This is a genomic window from Bradyrhizobium guangxiense (genome assembly GCF_004114915.1).
Lineage (GTDB): Bacteria > Pseudomonadota > Alphaproteobacteria > Rhizobiales > Xanthobacteraceae > Bradyrhizobium > Bradyrhizobium guangxiense.
On sequence record NZ_CP022220.1, the window covers coordinates 274,429 to 292,398 of the forward strand.

General features: G+C 59.2%; 14 protein-coding genes and 2 pseudogenes. 7 read left to right on the forward strand and 9 right to left on the reverse strand.

The window, feature by feature from the left end; genetic code table 11:
* Position 1 precedes the first annotated feature (1 nt).
* From X268_RS35865 to tcuA, 5 genes are all read right to left on the reverse strand, one after another.
* Complete coding sequence (locus X268_RS35865) at positions 2–835, reverse strand: ABC transporter ATP-binding protein (protein WP_128929688.1); 834 nt, start codon at positions 833–835, stop codon at positions 2–4.
* A complete protein-coding gene (locus X268_RS35870) occupies positions 825–1,592 on the reverse strand; it encodes an ABC transporter permease (protein ID WP_128929689.1) in 768 nt (255 codons plus the stop codon). Before X268_RS35870 ends, X268_RS35865 begins: the two co-directional genes overlap by 11 nt.
* 71 nt (positions 1,593–1,663) lie before the next feature.
* Complete coding sequence (locus tag X268_RS35875; RefSeq protein WP_128929690.1) at positions 1,664–2,533, reverse strand: ABC transporter permease; 870 nt, start codon at positions 2,531–2,533, stop codon at positions 1,664–1,666.
* A gap of 10 nt (positions 2,534–2,543) precedes the next feature.
* A complete protein-coding gene (locus X268_RS35880) occupies positions 2,544–3,539 on the reverse strand; it encodes an ABC transporter substrate-binding protein (protein WP_206733163.1) in 996 nt (331 codons plus the stop codon).
* A gap of 54 nt (positions 3,540–3,593) precedes the next feature.
* Complete coding sequence (tcuA, locus tag X268_RS35885; protein WP_128929691.1) at positions 3,594–5,102, reverse strand: FAD-dependent tricarballylate dehydrogenase TcuA; 1,509 nt, start codon at positions 5,100–5,102, stop codon at positions 3,594–3,596.
* Between the two features lie 130 nt (positions 5,103–5,232).
* Here tcuA and X268_RS35890 point away from each other — a divergent pair, with 130 nt between their 5' ends.
* The 6 genes and pseudogenes from X268_RS35890 (at position 5,233) to X268_RS35910 (ending at position 10,813) form a co-directional block, all read left to right on the forward strand.
* Positions 5,233–5,982 (forward strand): electron transfer flavoprotein subunit beta/FixA family protein, encoded by a 750-nt coding sequence (locus tag X268_RS35890; RefSeq protein WP_128929692.1) that lies wholly within the window; start codon positions 5,233–5,235, stop codon positions 5,980–5,982.
* Positions 5,982–6,794 carry an electron transfer flavoprotein subunit alpha/FixB family protein gene (locus tag X268_RS35895; protein WP_347341922.1) on the forward strand — a complete coding sequence of 271 codons (813 nt, stop codon included), beginning with the start codon at positions 5,982–5,984 and terminating at the stop codon, positions 6,792–6,794. The genes X268_RS35890 and X268_RS35895 overlap by 1 nt, the downstream gene beginning before the upstream one ends.
* Positions 6,791–6,919 carry a hypothetical protein gene (locus tag X268_RS40755; protein ID WP_347341923.1) on the forward strand — a complete coding sequence of 43 codons (129 nt, stop codon included), beginning with the start codon at positions 6,791–6,793 and terminating at the stop codon, positions 6,917–6,919. Before X268_RS35895 ends, X268_RS40755 begins: the two co-directional genes overlap by 4 nt.
* 296 nt (positions 6,920–7,215) lie before the next feature.
* Complete coding sequence (locus X268_RS35900) at positions 7,216–8,076, forward strand: tyrosine-type recombinase/integrase (RefSeq protein WP_128929693.1); 861 nt, start codon at positions 7,216–7,218, stop codon at positions 8,074–8,076.
* Positions 8,077–8,085: 9 nt separating this feature from the next.
* Entirely contained in the window at positions 8,086–9,264 is a 1,179-nt protein-coding gene (locus X268_RS35905) for an IS91 family transposase (RefSeq protein ID WP_128929694.1), read from the forward strand.
* Positions 9,265–9,752: 488 nt separating this feature from the next.
* Positions 9,753–10,813, forward strand: a pseudogene (locus tag X268_RS35910) (IS701 family transposase).
* Here the strand turns inward: X268_RS35910 and X268_RS35915 are convergent.
* Positions 10,702–10,938 (reverse strand): response regulator transcription factor, encoded by a 237-nt coding sequence (locus X268_RS35915; RefSeq protein WP_128929695.1) that lies wholly within the window; start codon positions 10,936–10,938, stop codon positions 10,702–10,704. The pseudogene X268_RS35910 and the gene X268_RS35915 sit on opposite strands and share 112 nt — an antisense overlap.
* A 2,008-nt stretch (positions 10,939–12,946) precedes the next feature.
* Here X268_RS35915 and X268_RS35925 point away from each other — a divergent pair.
* Positions 12,947–14,061 (forward strand): annotated as a pseudogene (locus tag X268_RS35925) (IS630 family transposase).
* Positions 14,062–14,472: 411 nt separating this feature from the next.
* Here X268_RS35925 and X268_RS35930 read toward each other — a convergent pair.
* The 3 genes from X268_RS35930 to X268_RS35940 are packed head-to-tail and all read right to left on the reverse strand — an operon-like array spanning position 14,473 to position 17,901.
* The gene (locus X268_RS35930; RefSeq protein WP_206733162.1) at positions 14,473–15,267 is read right to left on the reverse strand and encodes a phosphosulfolactate synthase; all 795 of its coding nucleotides are present in this window, start codon (positions 15,265–15,267) and stop codon (positions 14,473–14,475) included.
* Entirely contained in the window at positions 15,267–16,544 is a 1,278-nt protein-coding gene (locus tag X268_RS35935; RefSeq protein WP_206733161.1) for a 2-methylaconitate cis-trans isomerase PrpF family protein, read from the reverse strand. Before X268_RS35935 ends, X268_RS35930 begins: the two co-directional genes overlap by 1 nt.
* Positions 16,489–17,901: an MmgE/PrpD family protein gene (locus X268_RS35940; protein ID WP_128929697.1), complete on the reverse strand. Its 1,413-nt coding sequence runs from the start codon at positions 17,899–17,901 to the stop codon at positions 16,489–16,491. Before X268_RS35940 ends, X268_RS35935 begins: the two co-directional genes overlap by 56 nt.
* Positions 17,902–17,970 lie beyond the last annotated feature (69 nt).

Below are 17,970 nucleotides of genomic sequence, written 5' to 3' on the forward strand. Positions count from 1 at the left end.
TCTATGAGCGGCCAGCAAACGTCTGGCGTTCGCGCTTCATCGCCTTGTCGACTTCCGCCGACAGAAGAGCCGTAACCTCGTCTTCGTATCGCCGGACCTGCGGGTCCCTTAAGTCCCGAGGGTGGGGTAGCTTGATCGCCACGTCCGCAATTATTCGCGAGGGCCGTGAGCTCAGAATAAGCACTCGATCGGCAAGCTGAACGGCCTCTGATACACTATGAGTTATCATCACGATAGTTCGATTGGCCTCGACCCAGAGGTTTTGTAGATCCTGGATCATGTAGTTCTTTGTTTGCACGTCGAGTGCGCCGAACGGCTCATCGAGTAGCAGCACCTCCGGATCGTAACTAAGTGCCCGAGCGATGGCGACGCGCTGTTTCATGCCGCCCGACAGAGACGATGGATAGGCATTCTCGAACCCCGAAAGGCCTGTCAGACGAAGCCACTTCCTCGCCCGCTCCTCAGCTTCCTGCCGTGGCACACCTTTGATGTCCAGGCCCAGCGTCGCATTACGCAACACCGTAAGCCAGGGGAACAGCACGAACTCCTGAAAGACCACGCCACGGTCGGGTCCTGGCCCCACCACGAGTTCGTTGTTGATTAGCAGTTCCCCCTGGCTTGCCTTCTCGAATCCAGCGATCAGGTACAGAAACGTCGACTTGCCGCAACCGCTTGGACCGATGATAGCCACGAATTCCCGTTCGTTGATCGTGCAAGAAATGTCCTCCATCGCCAGCACGTTTCCGAAATACTTCTGGACATTCTTGGCGACAATCTTGGGCTTGGTACCGGCACCGTCGCGCAGCGGGAGTATTTTTGCCGTTTCAACGCTCATTGAGTACTCCCCATTTCTCGATGGTAGCAGCTTCGATCTTGCCAACCAGAACGTTCTCAAGAAGATAGCCGAGCGCCGCAATCATCATCACGCCACCATAGATGACGCCAATGTTCATGTATTCGGAGGCGTCATAGATCATGAAACCCAGGCCATAGCTGCTGGCGGCCAGCATCTCGGCGGCGATCAGAGCGCGCCAGGCGTAACCTGTACCGAGCCGTGTGCCGGTGATCAGGCAAGGAAAAATGCCGGGAATAATGACGCGCCAAAATACCTGCCGTCGGCTCGCGCCCATCGACCAAGCCACCCAAAGCATTTTGACGTTCAGCATTTCGATGCCGCTCGCGACGATGTATATCATTTCGAAAACCGCTGCGAGAAATACGACTAGGATGGTCGTGCGGTTATCGATACCCATGACCAACAGCAGGACGGGGGTCCATGCTAGCGTCGGCACAGGCATCAAGATGCTAATGATTGGCTGAAACACCAGCCGCGCCCGCTGACTCATGCCAAGTCCAACCCCGAGCAGGGTACCTATGATTACCGCAAGTGATAATCCCGAGAGCAAGCGCAGCATGCTGTCTGCCACGTGCCACAGAATTGCATATGGCGGGTTTCCGTTTGGGCCGGATTGCACCCAAAGCTTGTTGAGGATCGCGGACGGCGCCGGAAACAAGAAGCCGTTTATCAACCCTAACCGCGAGCACACCTCCCAAGCCACCAGCGGCACCAGGATCAGCGCGATACGAGCCATCGGTATCGCGAGACCGGACGAGGCTGGGGACCGAGTATATCGCTGCAGACGGATGCCGGATGTGTCCACGCTCATCGATGGCTACCCACTTTTCCGTTACCGTGCCAGCGGTGAATGGTAAGTGCTTCGAGCGAGCCAAACACGCCACGTTCGATAAGGAGACCGATCAGGGCCAGGCATACGATGCCGACGAACATCGTGGATACGTCCATATAGGAACGCGCCGCGAATATCATGAATCCGAGGCCATGGGTCAACGCAGCTAGCATTTCGGCCGCGACCAGCGTGCGCCACGAATGCGCCATTCCAAGCTTCAGCCCCGAGATCAGCGCCGGCAGCGCACCGGGTAACAGCACACGCCGAAAGATATCAAACCGGCTTGCGCCCATGCTGCGCACGACCCACAAGGAGTGTCGGCCGATTGCGCGCACGCCCTGGATAGTACTGTACAGAATCGGAAAGAAGGCACCGAGGAAACAGACAGCAATGATCGTGATATCGCCTTGACCGAAAATGACCAGGAAGATCGGAGCCCAGGCAACTGCCGGTAGCGGCAGTAACAGGCTCAGGAGTGGGGAAGCAATCAGATAGGCCGTCCTGTTGAGGCCCAGGAAGAGGCCCATTGGGATGGCCAGCACGCATGCCAGAGCGAACGAACTCAGCGCACGCCACAAACTAACGACAATATGCGTCAGCAATATGCTCTTGGCGGGATCGGCTGGATCAAGCAGCACCCACGCGCGCCGCGCGATATTTGATGGCGAAGGCAGGATCGTCGCATTGACCCAGCCGAGACGTACCGTTGTCTCCCATATTAACAGGAAGACGATGATTGGCAGCGCGAACAAGAATGCCGATGCCGCCCCGCGGTACAAGATGCTACGCAGCCTCTGCTCGTCGGCAACACCCGCGAACGGCGCCGACGGCGTCGCGTTAGACATGATGGAGCCCTTAGTTGGTAGATGACGCGAGTTTCGCCGCTTCCTCATAGAATTGATTGCGCACGAGGCTCTTGAAGTCCGGAATGTTGGGAATCTTTCCGGCCGCCTTCATAGACTCGGCAACCGGCATGAGCTCGTCGGTCATCGCGTCGGTCAGCTTTGGATCGACGTTGATCCGCGTCAAGGCAAGCTCCAGCGCCTTTGGATCGATGTCCACGCCCTGCTTGCTGATATCGGCTGCAACCTTGCTGGCGGCATCGTCCGGTTGCGTCTTCATGTACGTGCCGGCATCGATCAACGTGGCAAGATATCGCGCCACGGCCTCGGGATGCTCATCAGCAAACTTGCGGCGCACCAGCACAAGGTTCGGCGATTCACTTACGCCCTTCATCGACTGAATACGCTTTACCACGCCCATCGTCTCGCCAATCGCAACATGCGGCTCCCATGCCACTGCAGCGTCGACAACACCTTGCTGCACGGCGGCTCGCAGGTCCTCAACCTTCATATTGACGATCTGGAAGTCGCCTTCCTTCATCCCGTTCTTGTCTAAAAAGACACGGAAAGTGCTGAAAGAGCCGGATCCGGCAACCGCGCCGATCTTCCTTCCTTTGAGTTCAGCCACCGCTTTGACAGATGAATGGTTCGCGACAATTACGCCGTAGCGATCGCCCCCATACTGATCGGCGGCAATAATGTAGAACAGATTGGGCTGCATCGCAGCCATAGTGATTAGTCGACCTGAGCCTCCGTTGCCGATATCGATTTGCCCGGCGACAAACGCCTTGAGTATTTCGCTTCCAGAGCTATAGCTCCCGATGTCAACCTTAAGGTTGTACTTTGCGCCCCAATCCTTGGTGCGATAAACGTCGTCGGTTGGAACGGCTTGCAGACCTATCTTTATTGTCAGCGCATCTTTGGACGTGGCGTGCGCTGGAATCAGCATCACGCAGGATGCCACAACAAATGCTACACGACGCAACTTGTTTTGGATTGAGCGAGCCATTTTTGTGCCTCCCTGTCGGCAGTTTATGATGCAGTTTGTTCTGCAACTTATTGATCAGGCCGCTGAACGGCTCTTGCTTGCAGCGACTGCCGCAGCAGCGCTCTCACCTGCGATCTTCCCGAATACAGCGCCTGAAGTGAGCCCCGTGCCACCTGGATAGTTATGATAGAACAGCCCCCCGACCAGCTCTCCAGCTGCGAACAAGCCGGGAATCGGAAGGCCGGCTGTATCCTGCACCTGACCGCTCTGGTCAATCTTGAGTCCACCGAATGTGAAGGTGACACCGCACGTGACGGCATAAGCCTCGAATGGTCCTGTATCAATCGTGTTGGCCCAATGGGACTTGCGCGGCGAACTCTCCGCGGAGCGGCCATCTTTCGCATTCGGGTTGAAGGGAACGTCCTGCCGCACCGATGCGTTAAATTCAGCGACGGTCTTGAGAAAGGCGTTGCGATCAACGCCTTCGAGTTGGTCGGCGAGACCCTCCAGGGTATCCGACGTAATCTTGGTGATTTGCCGGATCCTGTATTCGTCGCGCAAAAGGTGATGCACCTTAGCATCGAATACCTGCCAAGCGAACTGGCCGGGTTGCGCTAGGATTTCGCGACCATACTTGGCATAGGTATAATTGCGAAAATCGGCTCCCTCATCAAGGAAGCGTTGGCCTCGGGAATTGACCATGATGCCGAATGGGTAGCTGTGCTTCTGGTAGGCATCCCCTACTGCGAGATCGCCGAACGCCGGAGCATTTTGGTCCCAGCCGACGGCATGTGCTCCGGACCAATGTCCACATGGCATTGCACCAATCGCAAGCGCCATTTGGATTCCAGCGCCGGTATTGAAGCGTGTGCCACGAACTTTCGCCAGGTCCCAGTTTGGTCCGAGATACCGCGCGCGCATTTCCGTATTAGACTCGAAGCCTCCGCACGCCAGGATGACAGCATTTGAATGCAGATCGCGCTCCTTGCCTTGATGCCGGACGCGAACTCCAACGACCCCGCTATTGTCATTGATCAAACTGACCGCGGCAGTTTCGTAAAGAAACTGGATACCCTTCCCTTCCGCGGACTCTAGCAGCATGTCCACGAGACCGGGACCACCACCCCACACTTCCACACTGAGCCCACCCCAGAATTGGAACCGTCCGTTCACTTTGTAGGCTTGCCGCCCATGACTAGTTTGAAACCTAACGCCTTGCTCTCGCATCCACCGAAGCGTCGGCAAGCTGCGCTTGACTAAAATCTCGCATAAGTCAGGATCGGTCCTGAATTGCGTCACGCGAAACATGTCATCGAAAAATTGGTCCTCGGTGTAAGTGCCGAAATCAGTATTGGCTAACGTATCGGGATTGATGTCCGGCACTACGCTTAGCACGTCCTCCACACCATTGAAGACGTATCGCATGGCGCCCGCCGTATAGGTCGAGTTCCCTCCCCGCTCGTCCCGAGGCGCCGCCTCAAGCATGAGGACAGTCGCGCCATTATTGCTGGCGGATATGGCCGCACAAGCGGCAGCATTTCCTGCCCCTACCACGATGACGTCAGCGTCGAATTCACGAGGCATAATACGAGTTCTTTCCTGGCGGGGTCTTGGGCTCGCAGATTCCGCCTTCCCTGCTTCCTGGAATATGGTAGTAGCATGAGATACTATCCTTCAACAGATGTCAACTGCTGCAATTGTTGAGGAAACCCTGATGAAGGTCTTAGTGCCGGTAAAGCGGGTGGTCGATTACAATGTCAAGGTCCGCGTCAAGGGCGATGGATCGGGCGTTGAACTCGCCAACGTCAAGATGTCGATGAACCCCTTCGACGAAATCGCGGTTGAGGAAGCGCTGCGCCTGAAGGAAGCCGGCAAGGCGGCCGAAGTCGTGGTGGTCTCCATTGGACCGGCGCAGGCGTCGGAGACGATCCGCACCGGTCTTGCCATGGGCGCCGATCGCGGCATCCTGGTGAAGGCCGAAGGCACCGTCGAGCCGCTCGCCGTCGCCAAGATCCTCAAGAAGGTTGCAGAAGAAGAGCAGCCCGGCCTGATCATTCTCGGCAAGCAGGCGATCGACGACGACAGCAATCAGACCGGCCAGATGCTGGCTGCGCTGCTGGGCTGGTCGCAGGCGACGTTTGCCTCGAAGCTCGAGGTCGAAGGCTCCGACTTCAAGGTCACCCGTGAAGTCGACGGCGGCCTGCAGACCGTCAAGCTCAAGGGACCGGCGATCGTCACCACCGATCTGCGTCTCAACGAGCCGCGCTATGCCTCGCTGCCCAACATCATGAAGGCCAAGAAGAAGCCGATCGCGGAGAAGACCGTTGCCGATTACGGTGTCGACGTCACTGCGCGCCTCGAAGTTTTGAAGACGGCTGAGCCCGCGGGCCGCAAGGCCGGCGTCAAGGTGAAGGACGTCGCCGAGCTGGTGTCGAAGCTCAAGAACGAAGCCGGGGTGCTCTGATGACTGCGTTGTTGATTGCTGAACACGAACAGGAGGTCCTCAAGGACTCCACCAACAAGGCGCTGACCGCGGCGTCCCAGCTCGGCGGCGACGTCCACGTGCTGGTCGCTGGCGGCGGGCAGGGCACCAAGGCTGCGGCCGAGGTCGCCGCGAAGCTCGCTGGTGTTGCCAAGGTGCTGGTCGCCGAAGGCGAGGCCTACGCGCACGATCTGGCCGAGCCGCTGGCCGCGCTGATCGTTTCGCTGGCCCCGTCCTACGATGCGATCGTCGCGCCCGCGACCTCGCGCTTCAAGAACGTGATGCCGCGCGTCGCGGCGCTGCTCGACGTCATGCAGGTCTCGGAGATCACCAAGGTGGTCGCGCCCGACACCTATGAGCGTCCGATCTATGCCGGCAACGCCATCCAGACGGTGAAGTCGAAGGACGCCAAGAAGGTCATCACGGTCCGCACCTCGACCTTTGCGGCGGCAGCTGCCGGTGGCAACGCGCCGGTCGAAAGCGTCGCTGCCGCGGCCGATCCCGGCCTGTCGACCTTTGTCGGTGAGGAAGTTGCCAAGAGCGACCGTCCCGAGCTGACCTCGGCCAAGATCATCGTCTCTGGTGGCCGGGCCATGCAGAGCCGCGAGAACTTCGCCAAATACATCGAGCCGCTCGCCGACAAGCTGGGCGCCGGCGTCGGTGCCTCGCGTGCGGCGGTGGACGCCGGCTATGCGCCGAACGACTGGCAGGTCGGCCAGACCGGCAAGGTCGTGGCCCCGAGCTCTATGTCGCCGTCGGCATTTCCGGTGCGATCCAGCATCTGGCCGGCATGAAGGACTCCAAGGTGATCGTCGCGATCAACAAGGACGAGGACGCGCCGATCTTCCAGGTGGCCGATTACGGCCTGGTCGCCGACCTCTACCAGGCGGTTCCGGAGCTGACCGACGCGCTCTCATAACCCCGCTCCACAAGCTTGGTGAGGCGACCGAGAAACGCCTGCAAGTTAAAGTCTGCTGGTGTCTCAGAACAGCCAAACGCCATCCGCGACCACCTCAAAGGCCTCTCGCTCCTGCGCAGGCCACTGTTATATCGACGGCGCCTAGCACTACTTTGGCAGATTGTTGATTTTGCCGCGTTTTATAGGATTGAACGAAGCCGCTGGCGCGGCATGTAGGGAGGCATAGCAAGGATTGCCTCCTGTCTGAGAGGATTGCGGGGTTTCGAAGCCCAACCCTTCAGACAGGAGGTTTTCCGATGGCTGAGATCAGCCCACTTCGCCGCCGCATGATCGAGGACATGACGGTCCGCAATCTGTCACCGGCGACGCAGCAATCCTACCTCAACGCCGTAGCGAAGTTGAGCCGGTATTTCGGTCGCTCTCCCGACCGCCTTGACCTGGAGGATATCCGTGCCTTCCAGGTTCATCTGGTGGCGACGGGGATGTCCTGGCCGGCGCTGAACCAGATCGTGTGCGCGCTGCGGTTCTTCTACGGTGTGACGCTTGGTCATGACACCGTTCCGGAGCGCATCGCCTATGCGCGCCAACCGCGCAAACTTCCGGTCGTGCTGAGCGCCGACGAGGTCGTGCGCTTCCTGGAAGCAGTCCCGAGCCTGAAGAGCCGTACCGCGCTGACCACGGTCTATGCCGCCGGACTACGCGTATCGGAACTGGTCCTCTTGAAGGTTGTCGACATCGACAGCCAACGGATGCTGATCCGGGTCGAGCACGGGAAGGGCGGCAAGGACCGTTACGTTATGCTCTCGCCGCAGCTTTTGAGGATTCTGCGGACGTATTGGCGGCTCACTCGGCCAAAGCGATGGTTGTTTCCCGGCCGCGACGACGAGCGTCCGCTCGTCCCGAACGTGCTGCACGCCGCCTGCCGTTCAGCTTGTGCGGCGGCCGGCTTGAGCAAGTCGGTGACGGTGCACACGTTGCGGCACACATTCGCGACCCATCTCCTGGAGAGCGGGGCCGACGTGCGCATCATCCAGGTGCTGCTCGGCCATGCCAGCCTGGCCAGCACGGCGCGCTATACCCAGGTCGCCACCAAGACCATCAGCAATACGCCAAGTCCGCTGGACCGGCTCCACCTGGAGGTCGTGCCGCCCGGCTGAGCGGGCGCCATGGCTCCGGTTCTGGAAGTGGCGGATATCTTCCGCCGCCACGGCGAAGTGTTTCGACAAGCCCGTGCCGAGCATCTGGGCCGCGTCGAGCGGCGCGTCATGGGCGCGATCACGGCATGCCGGACGGCTGTGCTCGGCGGCCACGTCGAGCAGTGCGATGACTGCGGCGCCACACGCATTGCCTACAACTCCTGCCGCAATCGGCATTGCCCGAAGTGCCAGGGCGCGGCGCGCGCGCAATGGCTCGCCGAACGGCAAGCTGAACTCCTTCCCGTACCGTATTTCCACGTCGTCTTCACCATGCCGGCCCTCGCCGGAGGGATCGCCTTCCAGAACAAGGCCGTCGTCTATGCCATCCTGTTCCGCTGCGCAGCCGAAACGCTCACCACCATCGCAGCCGACCCCAAGCATCTCGGCGCTCAGCTCGGCGTGACTGCCGTCCTCCATACCTGGGGCCAGACCCTGCAACACCATCCGCATATCCACTGCGTCGTGCCGGGCGGTGGACCCTCGCTCGACGGCACACGCTGGGTCGCTTGCCGGCCCGGCTTCTTCCTGCCAGTGCGCGTCCTCTCCCGGCTGTTCCGCCGCCTGTTTCTGCAAGAGCTGCAAGCTGCCTACGCGGCTGGCCAGCTGAGCTTCTTTGGCGCTCTCGCCCATCTCACCGATCCCGCTGCATTCGCCGCGCGCCTTAATCAACTTCGACGGACCGACTGGGTCGTCTATGCCAAGCCACCATTTGGCGGGCCCGAACAGGTGCTGGCTTATCTCGGCCGCTATACGCACCGCGTCGCCATCGCCAACAGTCGGCTGATCTCGCTTGCCGACGGCAAGGTGAGCTTTCCCTGGAAGGACTATCGGCAGAATCGTAAAGCCAAAGTGATGACGCTTGATGCCGATGAGTTCATTCGGCGCTTTCTGCTACACCCCCTGCCGGACGGCTTCCATCGCATCCGCCACTATGGCTTCCTCGCCAATGGCGGACGCAACGATAAAATCGCTCTCTGCCGTCAACTCCTTGCTGTCCGCAACGCGCCGACTGATCAAGAAGCCGGCGACGATCCCCTCACCACATGTCAGATCCCCGTCTGCCCGCATTGCGGCGGCACCATGCGCCGCGTCGATGTCGTCCCGCGAGCCCGTGCCCACGACCATCCGTTTCGTTGTGATACGTCATGACCAGCGCCTGCACCATCCACCTCTTCTGTGATCACCTTCGCGGTGGCAACGTCCGAAGTCGCCGTGGCCGCACTCGTCTCCGAACACCCGGCCAATCGTTCGGCCACGCATCCCAGCGCAGCAAATCGCTCGCTGGATCGCGCCCTTGGCCCGATCAATCCGGCCGCTCACATCCGATGAACGTCTCGCCGACGCCCGGCGACCACAGGCGCGCCTTCCCCGCAGCCGCACCCGCTGCACTATTCCCATAGCGCCCACAACTCCGCAGCTTCGTTCAATCCGGCTTCTATGAGGTCGCACCCACGACCGAGCGCGCGGCTCGCGCCTGCCACGCGACCTCACAGAACCCTCAAGATTCCCGAATCAATTTTTCAATGATTCATGGGTGGTCGGCTCTTGGAGGGCTGACCATGCCAGGATGGGAAGACGAACTCGAACGCTGGTTGATGCCGTTCTTGGACCGGCTGGGTCATAAGACCCGGCAGCGGATGTGTCCTCTGTATGTTGCGGGATTGATCGGTCCCGGCGATCGTAAGAGCGTTCAGCCGATGGCGGAACGCCTTGCCACCAGCACCTACGACCAGTTGCACCATTTCATTGCGGACGGTGTCTGGGACGCGACGCCGCTGGGGACAGAGTTGCTCAACCAGGCGGATCGACTTGTCGGCGGCAGGGCTGCGGTGCTGGTTATTGATGACACCTCACTTCCCAAGAAGGGTGAGCGCTCGGTCGGTGTTGGGGCTCAATACGCCTCGGCACTCGGTAAAACGGCAAATTGCCAGACACTGGTGTCTTTGACGCTTGCGAGCGGCGAAGTGCCCGTGATGGTCGCGTTACGTCTCTTTCTGCCTGACAGTTGGACAAGCGACGTATCTCGTTTGAAGCGCGCTCGCGTGCCAGTCGAACATCGAACGCCACGGTCCAAGCCGGAGATTGCTTTGGCCGAGATTGACCGCGCGATAGCAGCCAACGTGCGCTTTGGATATGTGCTGGCGGTGCAGGATACGGTCTCAGCGTACCGTTTCGACTAGGGCTAACAGAGCGCGGGCTGGTCTGGGCTGTCGGAATCCCTCGGCACCTGAAAGTGTACCCGGTCGATGTGAAGCTCATTTGGCCGATTACCAAAGCCCGCGGGAAACCACGAAAGCACCACGTGCCTGATATCTTGTCGATTGGCGCAGAACAAATGCTGGCCAGCGCCAAATGGAAAGCCGTGAGCTGGCGCAGCGGGACCAAAGGTCGGCTGACAGCCCGCTTTGCTGCTCTCCGTGTCCGCACCGCCGACGGCCCTCCTCAGCGGATTTGGGATAAGGGTCAGCAGCATCTCCCGGGCGACGAAGCTTGGCTCATTGGCGAGCAACGTGCCTCAGGGGATCGGAGGAGGTTCACATTCCCGGGACTTGAGGACGTCGCAAAAGCTCGACGTCGCGCTAGTCCTTATCCTCGTCGCGTTTCCTGCGACGGATCTGGGATCAGCTTGAGGCGTATCGCCTTGATGATACCCTGGACGCGGGTCCTCGTAGCAAGCTTTCGCAGGGCGTTCTTATGATAATTGACCGTATTCTCGCTGATCTTCAGTTCCCTCCCAATTGCCCAAGACGATCTCCCTTCTGCCGCGAACTGCAGGCATTGTTTTTCGCGCTCGGATAGCTTTATTGACGTATCGTGGCTCATGTTTGAGGCGCTCCGTATCAAGATCAGATCGCAATGCCGAGACAGCAAGCCCCATGCCAATGGGGGGTTGAGAAAATCAGGCGGGAGGAAATGATTGAGAAAGGGCGGACGATCGATTTGCGTCCCCTTAGCGGTCGAAGCATTACGACATAGGTCGGAAGCTCAACGTCCCCTTTGCAGCATCGGCTACAATGATCGATATCGATCAAGAAGAGCGCGGCCTAGAACGGGACCGTTTTGCTCTCTTCTTCTGCGGCGACAGCGCGGTGTGTAACTGAACAGTGTCCGCTGCGTTCACGAGGATATGAAAGCTCCCTACCACGATACGTGCTGGAAGATGCGTCGCACCATCATGAGCAAGTCGCGAACTCGGATCGTCTCGAGGCTGACCAGAGCTAAGACTGCTGAGTCGATTAGGATTACCGGTTGCCGAATGGATGCGCCTTTTTGACTTTCTGCCACCCAGATCCACCATCCTGTCATCCGCCGCGATCGGCTCGCGGCGGAAATACGCCATGCTTGGGTCATAGGGCATATGGTGCAGCTGCATAAGGCCGGATGCTTATAGTAGGGGTAGACGTTCGCGCCCGTGGTCCACAGCACGATCCTGGCGTCGACCCGGTCCGCAAGCTCACAAACCTGCCAAAGCGCGATTGCGCCGCCTCCTGGTCCGGCTTAAGTTGCGGAAGCCGTGGAAATACCAGGAAGATTTGCTCTATTGGCTTGGCCCTGGACTTGCAATTCAGAGAAGTAGCAGGATTCTCCACCGTCTTGAGCTCGAGGTTGATGAAGGTGTCGGTTCGACGTTCGGCGAGCTCCCGTCGTGAAGTTCGACCTCGACAGCAGCGCCGCTTAGTTGGTGTAGGAAGGTCAGTGGGTTTCCTTCATCGCGTTGGCATAGACGCCGCTGAATGTCCTCCGGCGTTATGGCATGAAAGGCGCGACGTTCTCCTCACGAACTCCGAATCCGAGTAGTCGTGGATTGCCTAAAATCGCTGGTGCAGCTTTGAGTCCGGCTCGGACAGGTTGGTGCGGTCCTCGGCAAGCGCAGGTCCTTCCTTTCCGTGTAACCGGACAGGCAGACGTCGGCGATCAGTGCGGTCAGGATCTGTAAGGGTGCTTGCGCAGCCAGCGAAGCGACAGGAGCGTTGAGCAAGCGGGCGATCCTGCTTCTGGCTCTGCTCGCATCATTATCAATGCGGAAGGGGGTTGCCGAAACCTCGAAGGTGTCTAGTGCATGCGCCCTATTGCATTGTCGTATATCCTGGCAAAGAAACCGAACCGCTTCGGCCATGGGAGGGCCGCGGGCTATCGGCCAAAGTGCGGTACCGCTGACCTCGCCCTGTCCCTTGACGGCAGCGTGAGTAAGCGCCAGCACAATGCATATGCTCCCATCGGCATTCCCATTGTTAAAACGGAAAGCAACTTCGGTTGGTCATGTGAAGCGTACGATACAATTTTTGCTGAGCTAACTCAGAGCGCAGCTGGCTTCTAAGAGCGTCTTGCGCCATTCGTCGCAGATCAAAGCATGATCGAGATCTCACATGATATCAAACGCTGGTTGCTGGTCCTGGTTTCCAAATTGCTTTACATCTCCCGCCATGTCGACGAGTTCAGAATGTTGCGCTTCAAATCTCGCAGATCAAGCGCGTCTCATTGCGACGAGAAGCCAAAAAGCCGGAAGGTCTAGTGGCTCTGCACAGTGATTTTGACGTGTTGCGCGTCCGGCGGTCAGATTAGCTCCGGCAGGCTCTTGGGATCAACGAGGACCTCGATGCTGCGGGGTATCCTTGGCTGCCGTCTGATTAGGCCAGCTCGTTCCAGAGTCAGCACCATCTGGTGAACCGAAGGCGGGCTGACGCGAAAATACTCTTGCATGTCGGTTTCCGCCGGGGCCCTGCGGTGCAGCCGCGTATAGAGGTGGATGAAGGCAAGGTATTGCCCCTGTTTGGGCGTGAAGGTTTTTGCCGAAGGACTCACGCCGGCCATCCGATTCAGTTGTACGTGCGTGCCTCGATCAAGGAAACTCAGCCAAGTCGAGCGCACCGAACTCAAGACCCTGCTCAGCGGCGGCAAGCATGCGTCCCGCAAGCTCAAGCGAGCGCAGATTTTGCTGGCTGCCGATGCCGGGGTCGGCGACGAGGAGATCGCCAGAAGTGTCGGCGTGGGCGGCTCGACCGTGTACCGGACTAAGCGACGCTTCGTGGAACGCAATCTGGAGCGGGCGCTGAGCGAAGAGCCGCGTCCCGGGGCGGAGCGCAAACTCACGGGCAAGGAAGAAGCCTTGCTGGTGGCCACCGCCTGTGCCGGTCCGCCGGAGGGCCGTGCCCGCTGGACGCTCAAGCTGCTGGCAGGTGCGCTGGTCAAGCTCACCGAGCACAAGAGCCTGTCGCACGAGACGGTTCGGCGGCGCCTGGTCGAAAATGACCTCAAACCCTGGCGCAAGGACATGTGGTGCATTCCGCAGATCGATGGCGAATACGTCGCCCGCATGGAGGACGTGCTGGATCTTTACGCCAAGCCGTCCAATCCCGAGCGGCCGGTGGTGTGCTTCGATGAAAGCCCGGTGCAGCTCATCGGCGAGGCGCGCTAGCCAATCCCGGCCGAGCCCGGGCGGCTCAAACGTTACGATTACGAGTATCGTCGCAACGGTACGGTCAGTCTCTTCGTCCTGCTTGACGTGCATCGTCCCTGGCGCAAGGTCAAAGTCACCGAGCGGCGCGCGGCAGAAGACTACGCCCAATGCATGCGCGAGCTCGTCGACATCCATTATCCGACGCCGAGACCATCCGGGTCGTCCAGGACAATCTATCGACTCATTCTGCCGGCGCCCTCTATCAGGCGTTCCCGCCTGCCGAAGCCCGACGGATCTTGCGGCGGCTCGAGTTCCACTACACCCCCAAACGCGCAAGCTGGCTCAACATGGTCGAGATCGAGATCGGCGTCTTGCGGGGACAGTGCCTCGATCGCAGGATCGATGACCCCAAGCGGCTGCGCCGCGAAATCGCCATTTGGGAACGCCAGAGGAATGCCGCACGCTCCCGCATCAAATGGATGTTCACGACAGACAGGGCCCGCGCCAAAATGGGCCGCGCCTATCCCGACACTTCCAAAGAGTCATAATAATTGTGCAGAGACACTAGTACGGCCAGCACACTATCTGGCAAACGGGGACGAACTCGCAAAAGTTCCGCAGCTGACCGCCACCCATTGCGCGCGCAGTCAAACCGGCTGGCCGCCGCAGATTCCGAGTGCGTACGTCAGATCGTGGACGGCATGCTGCGAGAGGCCAAACCCGACAATAACACGATCTACAGCCTGGCTGGCAAGGAGATAACCACAGCGCGATCTGCCGAGCTGGCGACTAAGCCTAACGCATTCAAGCGTGGAGCACGGAATGGCGGCGACGATAGAGCACGTCGCCACCTTCATGCGCCGAGGACTCGGCCCTACGTTGCAAACAACGTCAATTTCCTGCGCGCCGCATTTGCCGTCGCTGAACTTTGTTCGCAGTGATGCTGTGACTTAAGCGTATCACTCGGCGAGAATGGAATAATTGACAGCGCGACCTATCCCGCGACGCAAACCCTCCAGTCTCAGGGCCTGCCCGGGCGCGATATTGGCAAGATTGACATCCGGGCCGAAATCCTGCAGCAGGCCGACATGTTGTTTTGGGTAGCGGTACGGATCAGCCTCAATCAAAATTCGTTCGAACCAAGGCGCGGCCGCCAGCGCCTTGAGCAGATCGGGCGCGCTTTTTGCAGCCATGTCTATCTCGGACTGCTCCACGATAATATGGTCGACGCCTCGATTGGTTAACGAAGTGACGAGACCTTCAAGTTCTTCCATCCGCATCGGCTGCTCGGGGTTCTTACGCCCAAATTCGTAGATAACCGAAAGCCCAAGGCGCTGAAAGCGCTCGATGAACGAAAGACGCTCGTTGTCGTTCAGCGTGATGTAATTTTCCGAAATCTCCAGAGAAGTGAAGCCGATCGAACACAGATGACTACTGAAGCGATCGATTTCGTTGCGCTGATAAGCATATTCGAACAGAATGCCGCCTGAATAGCAGTTCACTCCCGAGTCGCGGTACAGTTTGACGATCCGCTGCACGACCGGTTTTGGCAAAAGCAGTGCGTTCATCGCATAGATCTTGGCGAAGTCGATATACTCGGCCGCGCAATCAAGCAGATCGGCCACGCCTCGCTCTCCCGTCCAACCGAAGCCGTCCGGACCGTAGTCGATAACCGCTGTCATCCCTCGCTTGCGGGGTTTCCCCTGGCGCGCGGGGGGAACAAAGCCATCGTCGTGCGATTGCATCTCACTCATCAAGCTATCTTTCTGGCCAGAGCAGCGGCCAGCTCCTCAAACTTCCGTCGGCGAATATACACGGCCCCATCCATAATGATCCGTGCCGTACGCTCGATTTGCGCGCTCTCGATGATCGGGCCACTTGCTCCCTGAGCGATACTCGAGGCTACTCGCAGCACGCCGCTCGGATGGCCAAGTCGGACGTTCTGCAACGGCTTGCCGATGGCTGCCGCAACTACCGAGTTCGGGACCGAGCAGGCCACTGCGGTACACACCGCACCGGTGACGGCGAGCGCCTTGTGGGGGCGCTGCATGGCGAGCTGCCGAACGCAGATATCGATGTCCGATGCCGCGACCTCATGGCCACCAATAGCCGAATAGGACCTCGGCGGCGAGACCATTATTACACGCGGAATGTTTGGGCTTTTGGTGCGGGCCTCGGCTTGATCTGTCACCAGACCGAGTTTAACAGCCGCCCATCCCCTAACCTGCTCCAAGCGGGACATTAGCATTTCGTTGATGCGTAGCGCGTCCGGCGACTCGGTGCCGACTGCCCCGACATCGACCGCGTTGACAAAAACGAATGGTGTGGCCGCGTCGATCAGTGACACTTCAATGGTCTTGCCATCGATCGATATAGCTTCGCGAGCGCGCCCCGTGGGCAATAGCTTGCCTGATACGGCGCCGGCACAATTGCCGAAATCTAAACGGATCGGCGCCCCCGTATCGGGCACACCGGCGATTGCGCAGTCGCCGTCTGACAGCGGCTCACCATCGCGAACCGGAATGCGGGATACCACGACCTGCCGAGTATTGGTGTTATATATCCGCACAATCGTTTCTGGCTCGACCGCATCGATCAAACCGCGACGGATAGCGAACGGCCCGACCGCGGCAAGCATGTTACCGCAGTTGCCACCTGTCGAAACCGAAGGATTATCAATGCCGACTTGGTAGAATGTATACTCGATCTCGGCATCCGGGCGCGACGACAACTTCACGACGGCGGCCTTGCTGGTCAGTGGATCTGCGCCACCGATACCATCGATCTGGCGGTCGTCCGGCGATCCATACGCCGCGAGCAGGACGGCAGCCCGTTGGACTTCATCCTGCGGCAGATCGTCGTCCAGGAACACGCCCCCCCGACTGGATCCCCCGCGCATAAATGTGCAGCGGATCGGGATTTGATCTCCGCCGCCCGCATTCATTGCGGACGGCATGACCGGATCGACGTTTGCGTTATGCTGCTCGAAGCGACGGCCCATTATCCACCACGGCAGCTTGAGGAACGACATCGGCCTTGGGTTGCTTTTCGAGCGACATCATGAGGTCGCTGATTCGACGTGCTTGCTTCTCTTCGATCACCATAGTCGTCATCGCCAAGAACTTCGCTTCCAGCTCGTCGGAGGTGAGAGGATTGGACGGTTCACCCTTCGGCTCGAGGGAGCTGCGAGTCACGACTTTGCCGTTCTTCAGCGCGATGTCGATCTGAGCCTGACGTCCGCCCAGTCCATAGGCCGCCTCCTTCTGCAACTCGATCTTCCCCATGCCCTCGTGGACAGCCGCCTGCTTGTAGCCGTCCCAATATTCCTTCAGGCCATTCTTTCCGGAGGCCAACGCCAGCGCGATGCTAAATTGCGTGCTGCCCATCGCCGCATTGAGGTTGGTAACTTTTGGCTTTGACGCCTGACGAATCGCAAGCTCGCTCATATGAACGGTAACACGATCGACATTGTCGAGACGCACGCCGTCGAGCGCGAACGCATCCTGCGCGAGGTCGATCGGGCCGTGGGCATATCGGCACGCCGCATGTGGCTTGAATCCGACTTCCATGATCGCGAAATGCTTGCCGAGGTTGTCTTGCAAGTCGTCGAGGCGGACACTGTCCGTGAAGGCATTCAAGAAGCCCTCGCGCGACTCTAGCACTTTCTTAGGACCGCTGAAGCCGCGGCTCGCCATGATCGCCGCGAGAACGCCGTTAAAGGCGGACTTACCGGGGCTAAAGGGTTTTGCCATGCAAGGATCGTCGAGATATGACTGAATGCCCGCCGACTGCATGCAAGCCAATCCGATGGCCCAGGCGATCTGTTCAGCATTGCAGCCCAGAAGCTTCGCGCACATAGCAGCAGCACCGATGGCTGAAACGGTTCCAGTCGTGTGATAACCGCGCTGGCGGTGACCGGGATTGATCGCTTTCGCGATTCGGATTGCCACGTCATAGCCTGCAACAACCGCCGTGAGGACGTCTTTACCTGAAGCGCCCGACAGTTCCGAAATTGCAAAGGCTGCCGGAACGAGAACGGAACCGGCCTTTATCAATCCAGAGCCATGCGCGTCGTCCAGCTCGATTCCGTGCCCCATCATCGCATTAACGAGCGCAGCATTGGGCGTCGGCACTTTCATGCCATGGCCAATGATGGTGCTCTGCGGCGTGCCGGCCCACTCTTTGACAAGCTCGATGACTTTATTTGCTGGCTCGCTGATAGCGGATGCAGCAATTTCATTACCAACGCCATCGCGCAGGATCAGCTTCGCCTTGTTGCTGACGTCAGCGGGAATTTCCTCGAACTTGAGCAAAGCAACGTGCTCAGCGAAACGCATCGTTAGGCCGATGAGGGCCTCAGATTGCTGGGGGGTCGACACAGAGGTCATCGAAAGGCTCCACAAAGATGATGGTAGTAGTGCATAATACTATCATTTGGCGATGTGTCAACGCTATCG

Bases quoted from the DNA above. Each gene is read 5' to 3' on its own strand.
- X268_RS35940 (WP_128929697.1), bottom strand. From the start codon at position 17,901: ATGACCTCTGTGTCGACCCCCCAGCAATCTGAGGCCCTCATCGGCCTA.
- X268_RS35895 (WP_347341922.1), top strand. From the start codon at position 5,982: ATGACTGCGTTGTTGATTGCTGAACACGAACAGGAGGTCCTCAAGGAC.
- X268_RS35935 (WP_206733161.1), bottom strand. From the start codon at position 16,544: ATGTCGTTCCTCAAGCTGCCGTGGTGGATAATGGGCCGTCGCTTCGAG.
- X268_RS35915 (WP_128929695.1), bottom strand. From the start codon at position 10,938: ATGAGCCACGATACGTCAATAAAGCTATCCGAGCGCGAAAAACAATGC.
- X268_RS35875 (WP_128929690.1), bottom strand. From the start codon at position 2,533: ATGTCTAACGCGACGCCGTCGGCGCCGTTCGCGGGTGTTGCCGACGAG.
- X268_RS35865 (WP_128929688.1), bottom strand. From the start codon at position 835: ATGAGCGTTGAAACGGCAAAAATACTCCCGCTGCGCGACGGTGCCGGT.
- X268_RS35930 (WP_206733162.1), bottom strand. From the start codon at position 15,267: ATGAGTGAGATGCAATCGCACGACGATGGCTTTGTTCCCCCCGCGCGC.
- X268_RS35890 (WP_128929692.1), top strand. From the start codon at position 5,233: ATGAAGGTCTTAGTGCCGGTAAAGCGGGTGGTCGATTACAATGTCAAG.
- X268_RS35905 (WP_128929694.1), top strand. From the start codon at position 8,086: ATGGCTCCGGTTCTGGAAGTGGCGGATATCTTCCGCCGCCACGGCGAA.
- X268_RS35880 (WP_206733163.1), bottom strand. From the start codon at position 3,539: ATGGCTCGCTCAATCCAAAACAAGTTGCGTCGTGTAGCATTTGTTGTG.
- X268_RS35870 (WP_128929689.1), bottom strand. From the start codon at position 1,592: ATGGCTCGTATCGCGCTGATCCTGGTGCCGCTGGTGGCTTGGGAGGTG.
- tcuA (WP_128929691.1), bottom strand. From the start codon at position 5,102: ATGCCTCGTGAATTCGACGCTGACGTCATCGTGGTAGGGGCAGGAAAT.
- X268_RS35900 (WP_128929693.1), top strand. From the start codon at position 7,216: ATGGCTGAGATCAGCCCACTTCGCCGCCGCATGATCGAGGACATGACG.
- X268_RS40755 (WP_347341923.1), top strand. From the start codon at position 6,791: ATGAAGGACTCCAAGGTGATCGTCGCGATCAACAAGGACGAGGACGCG.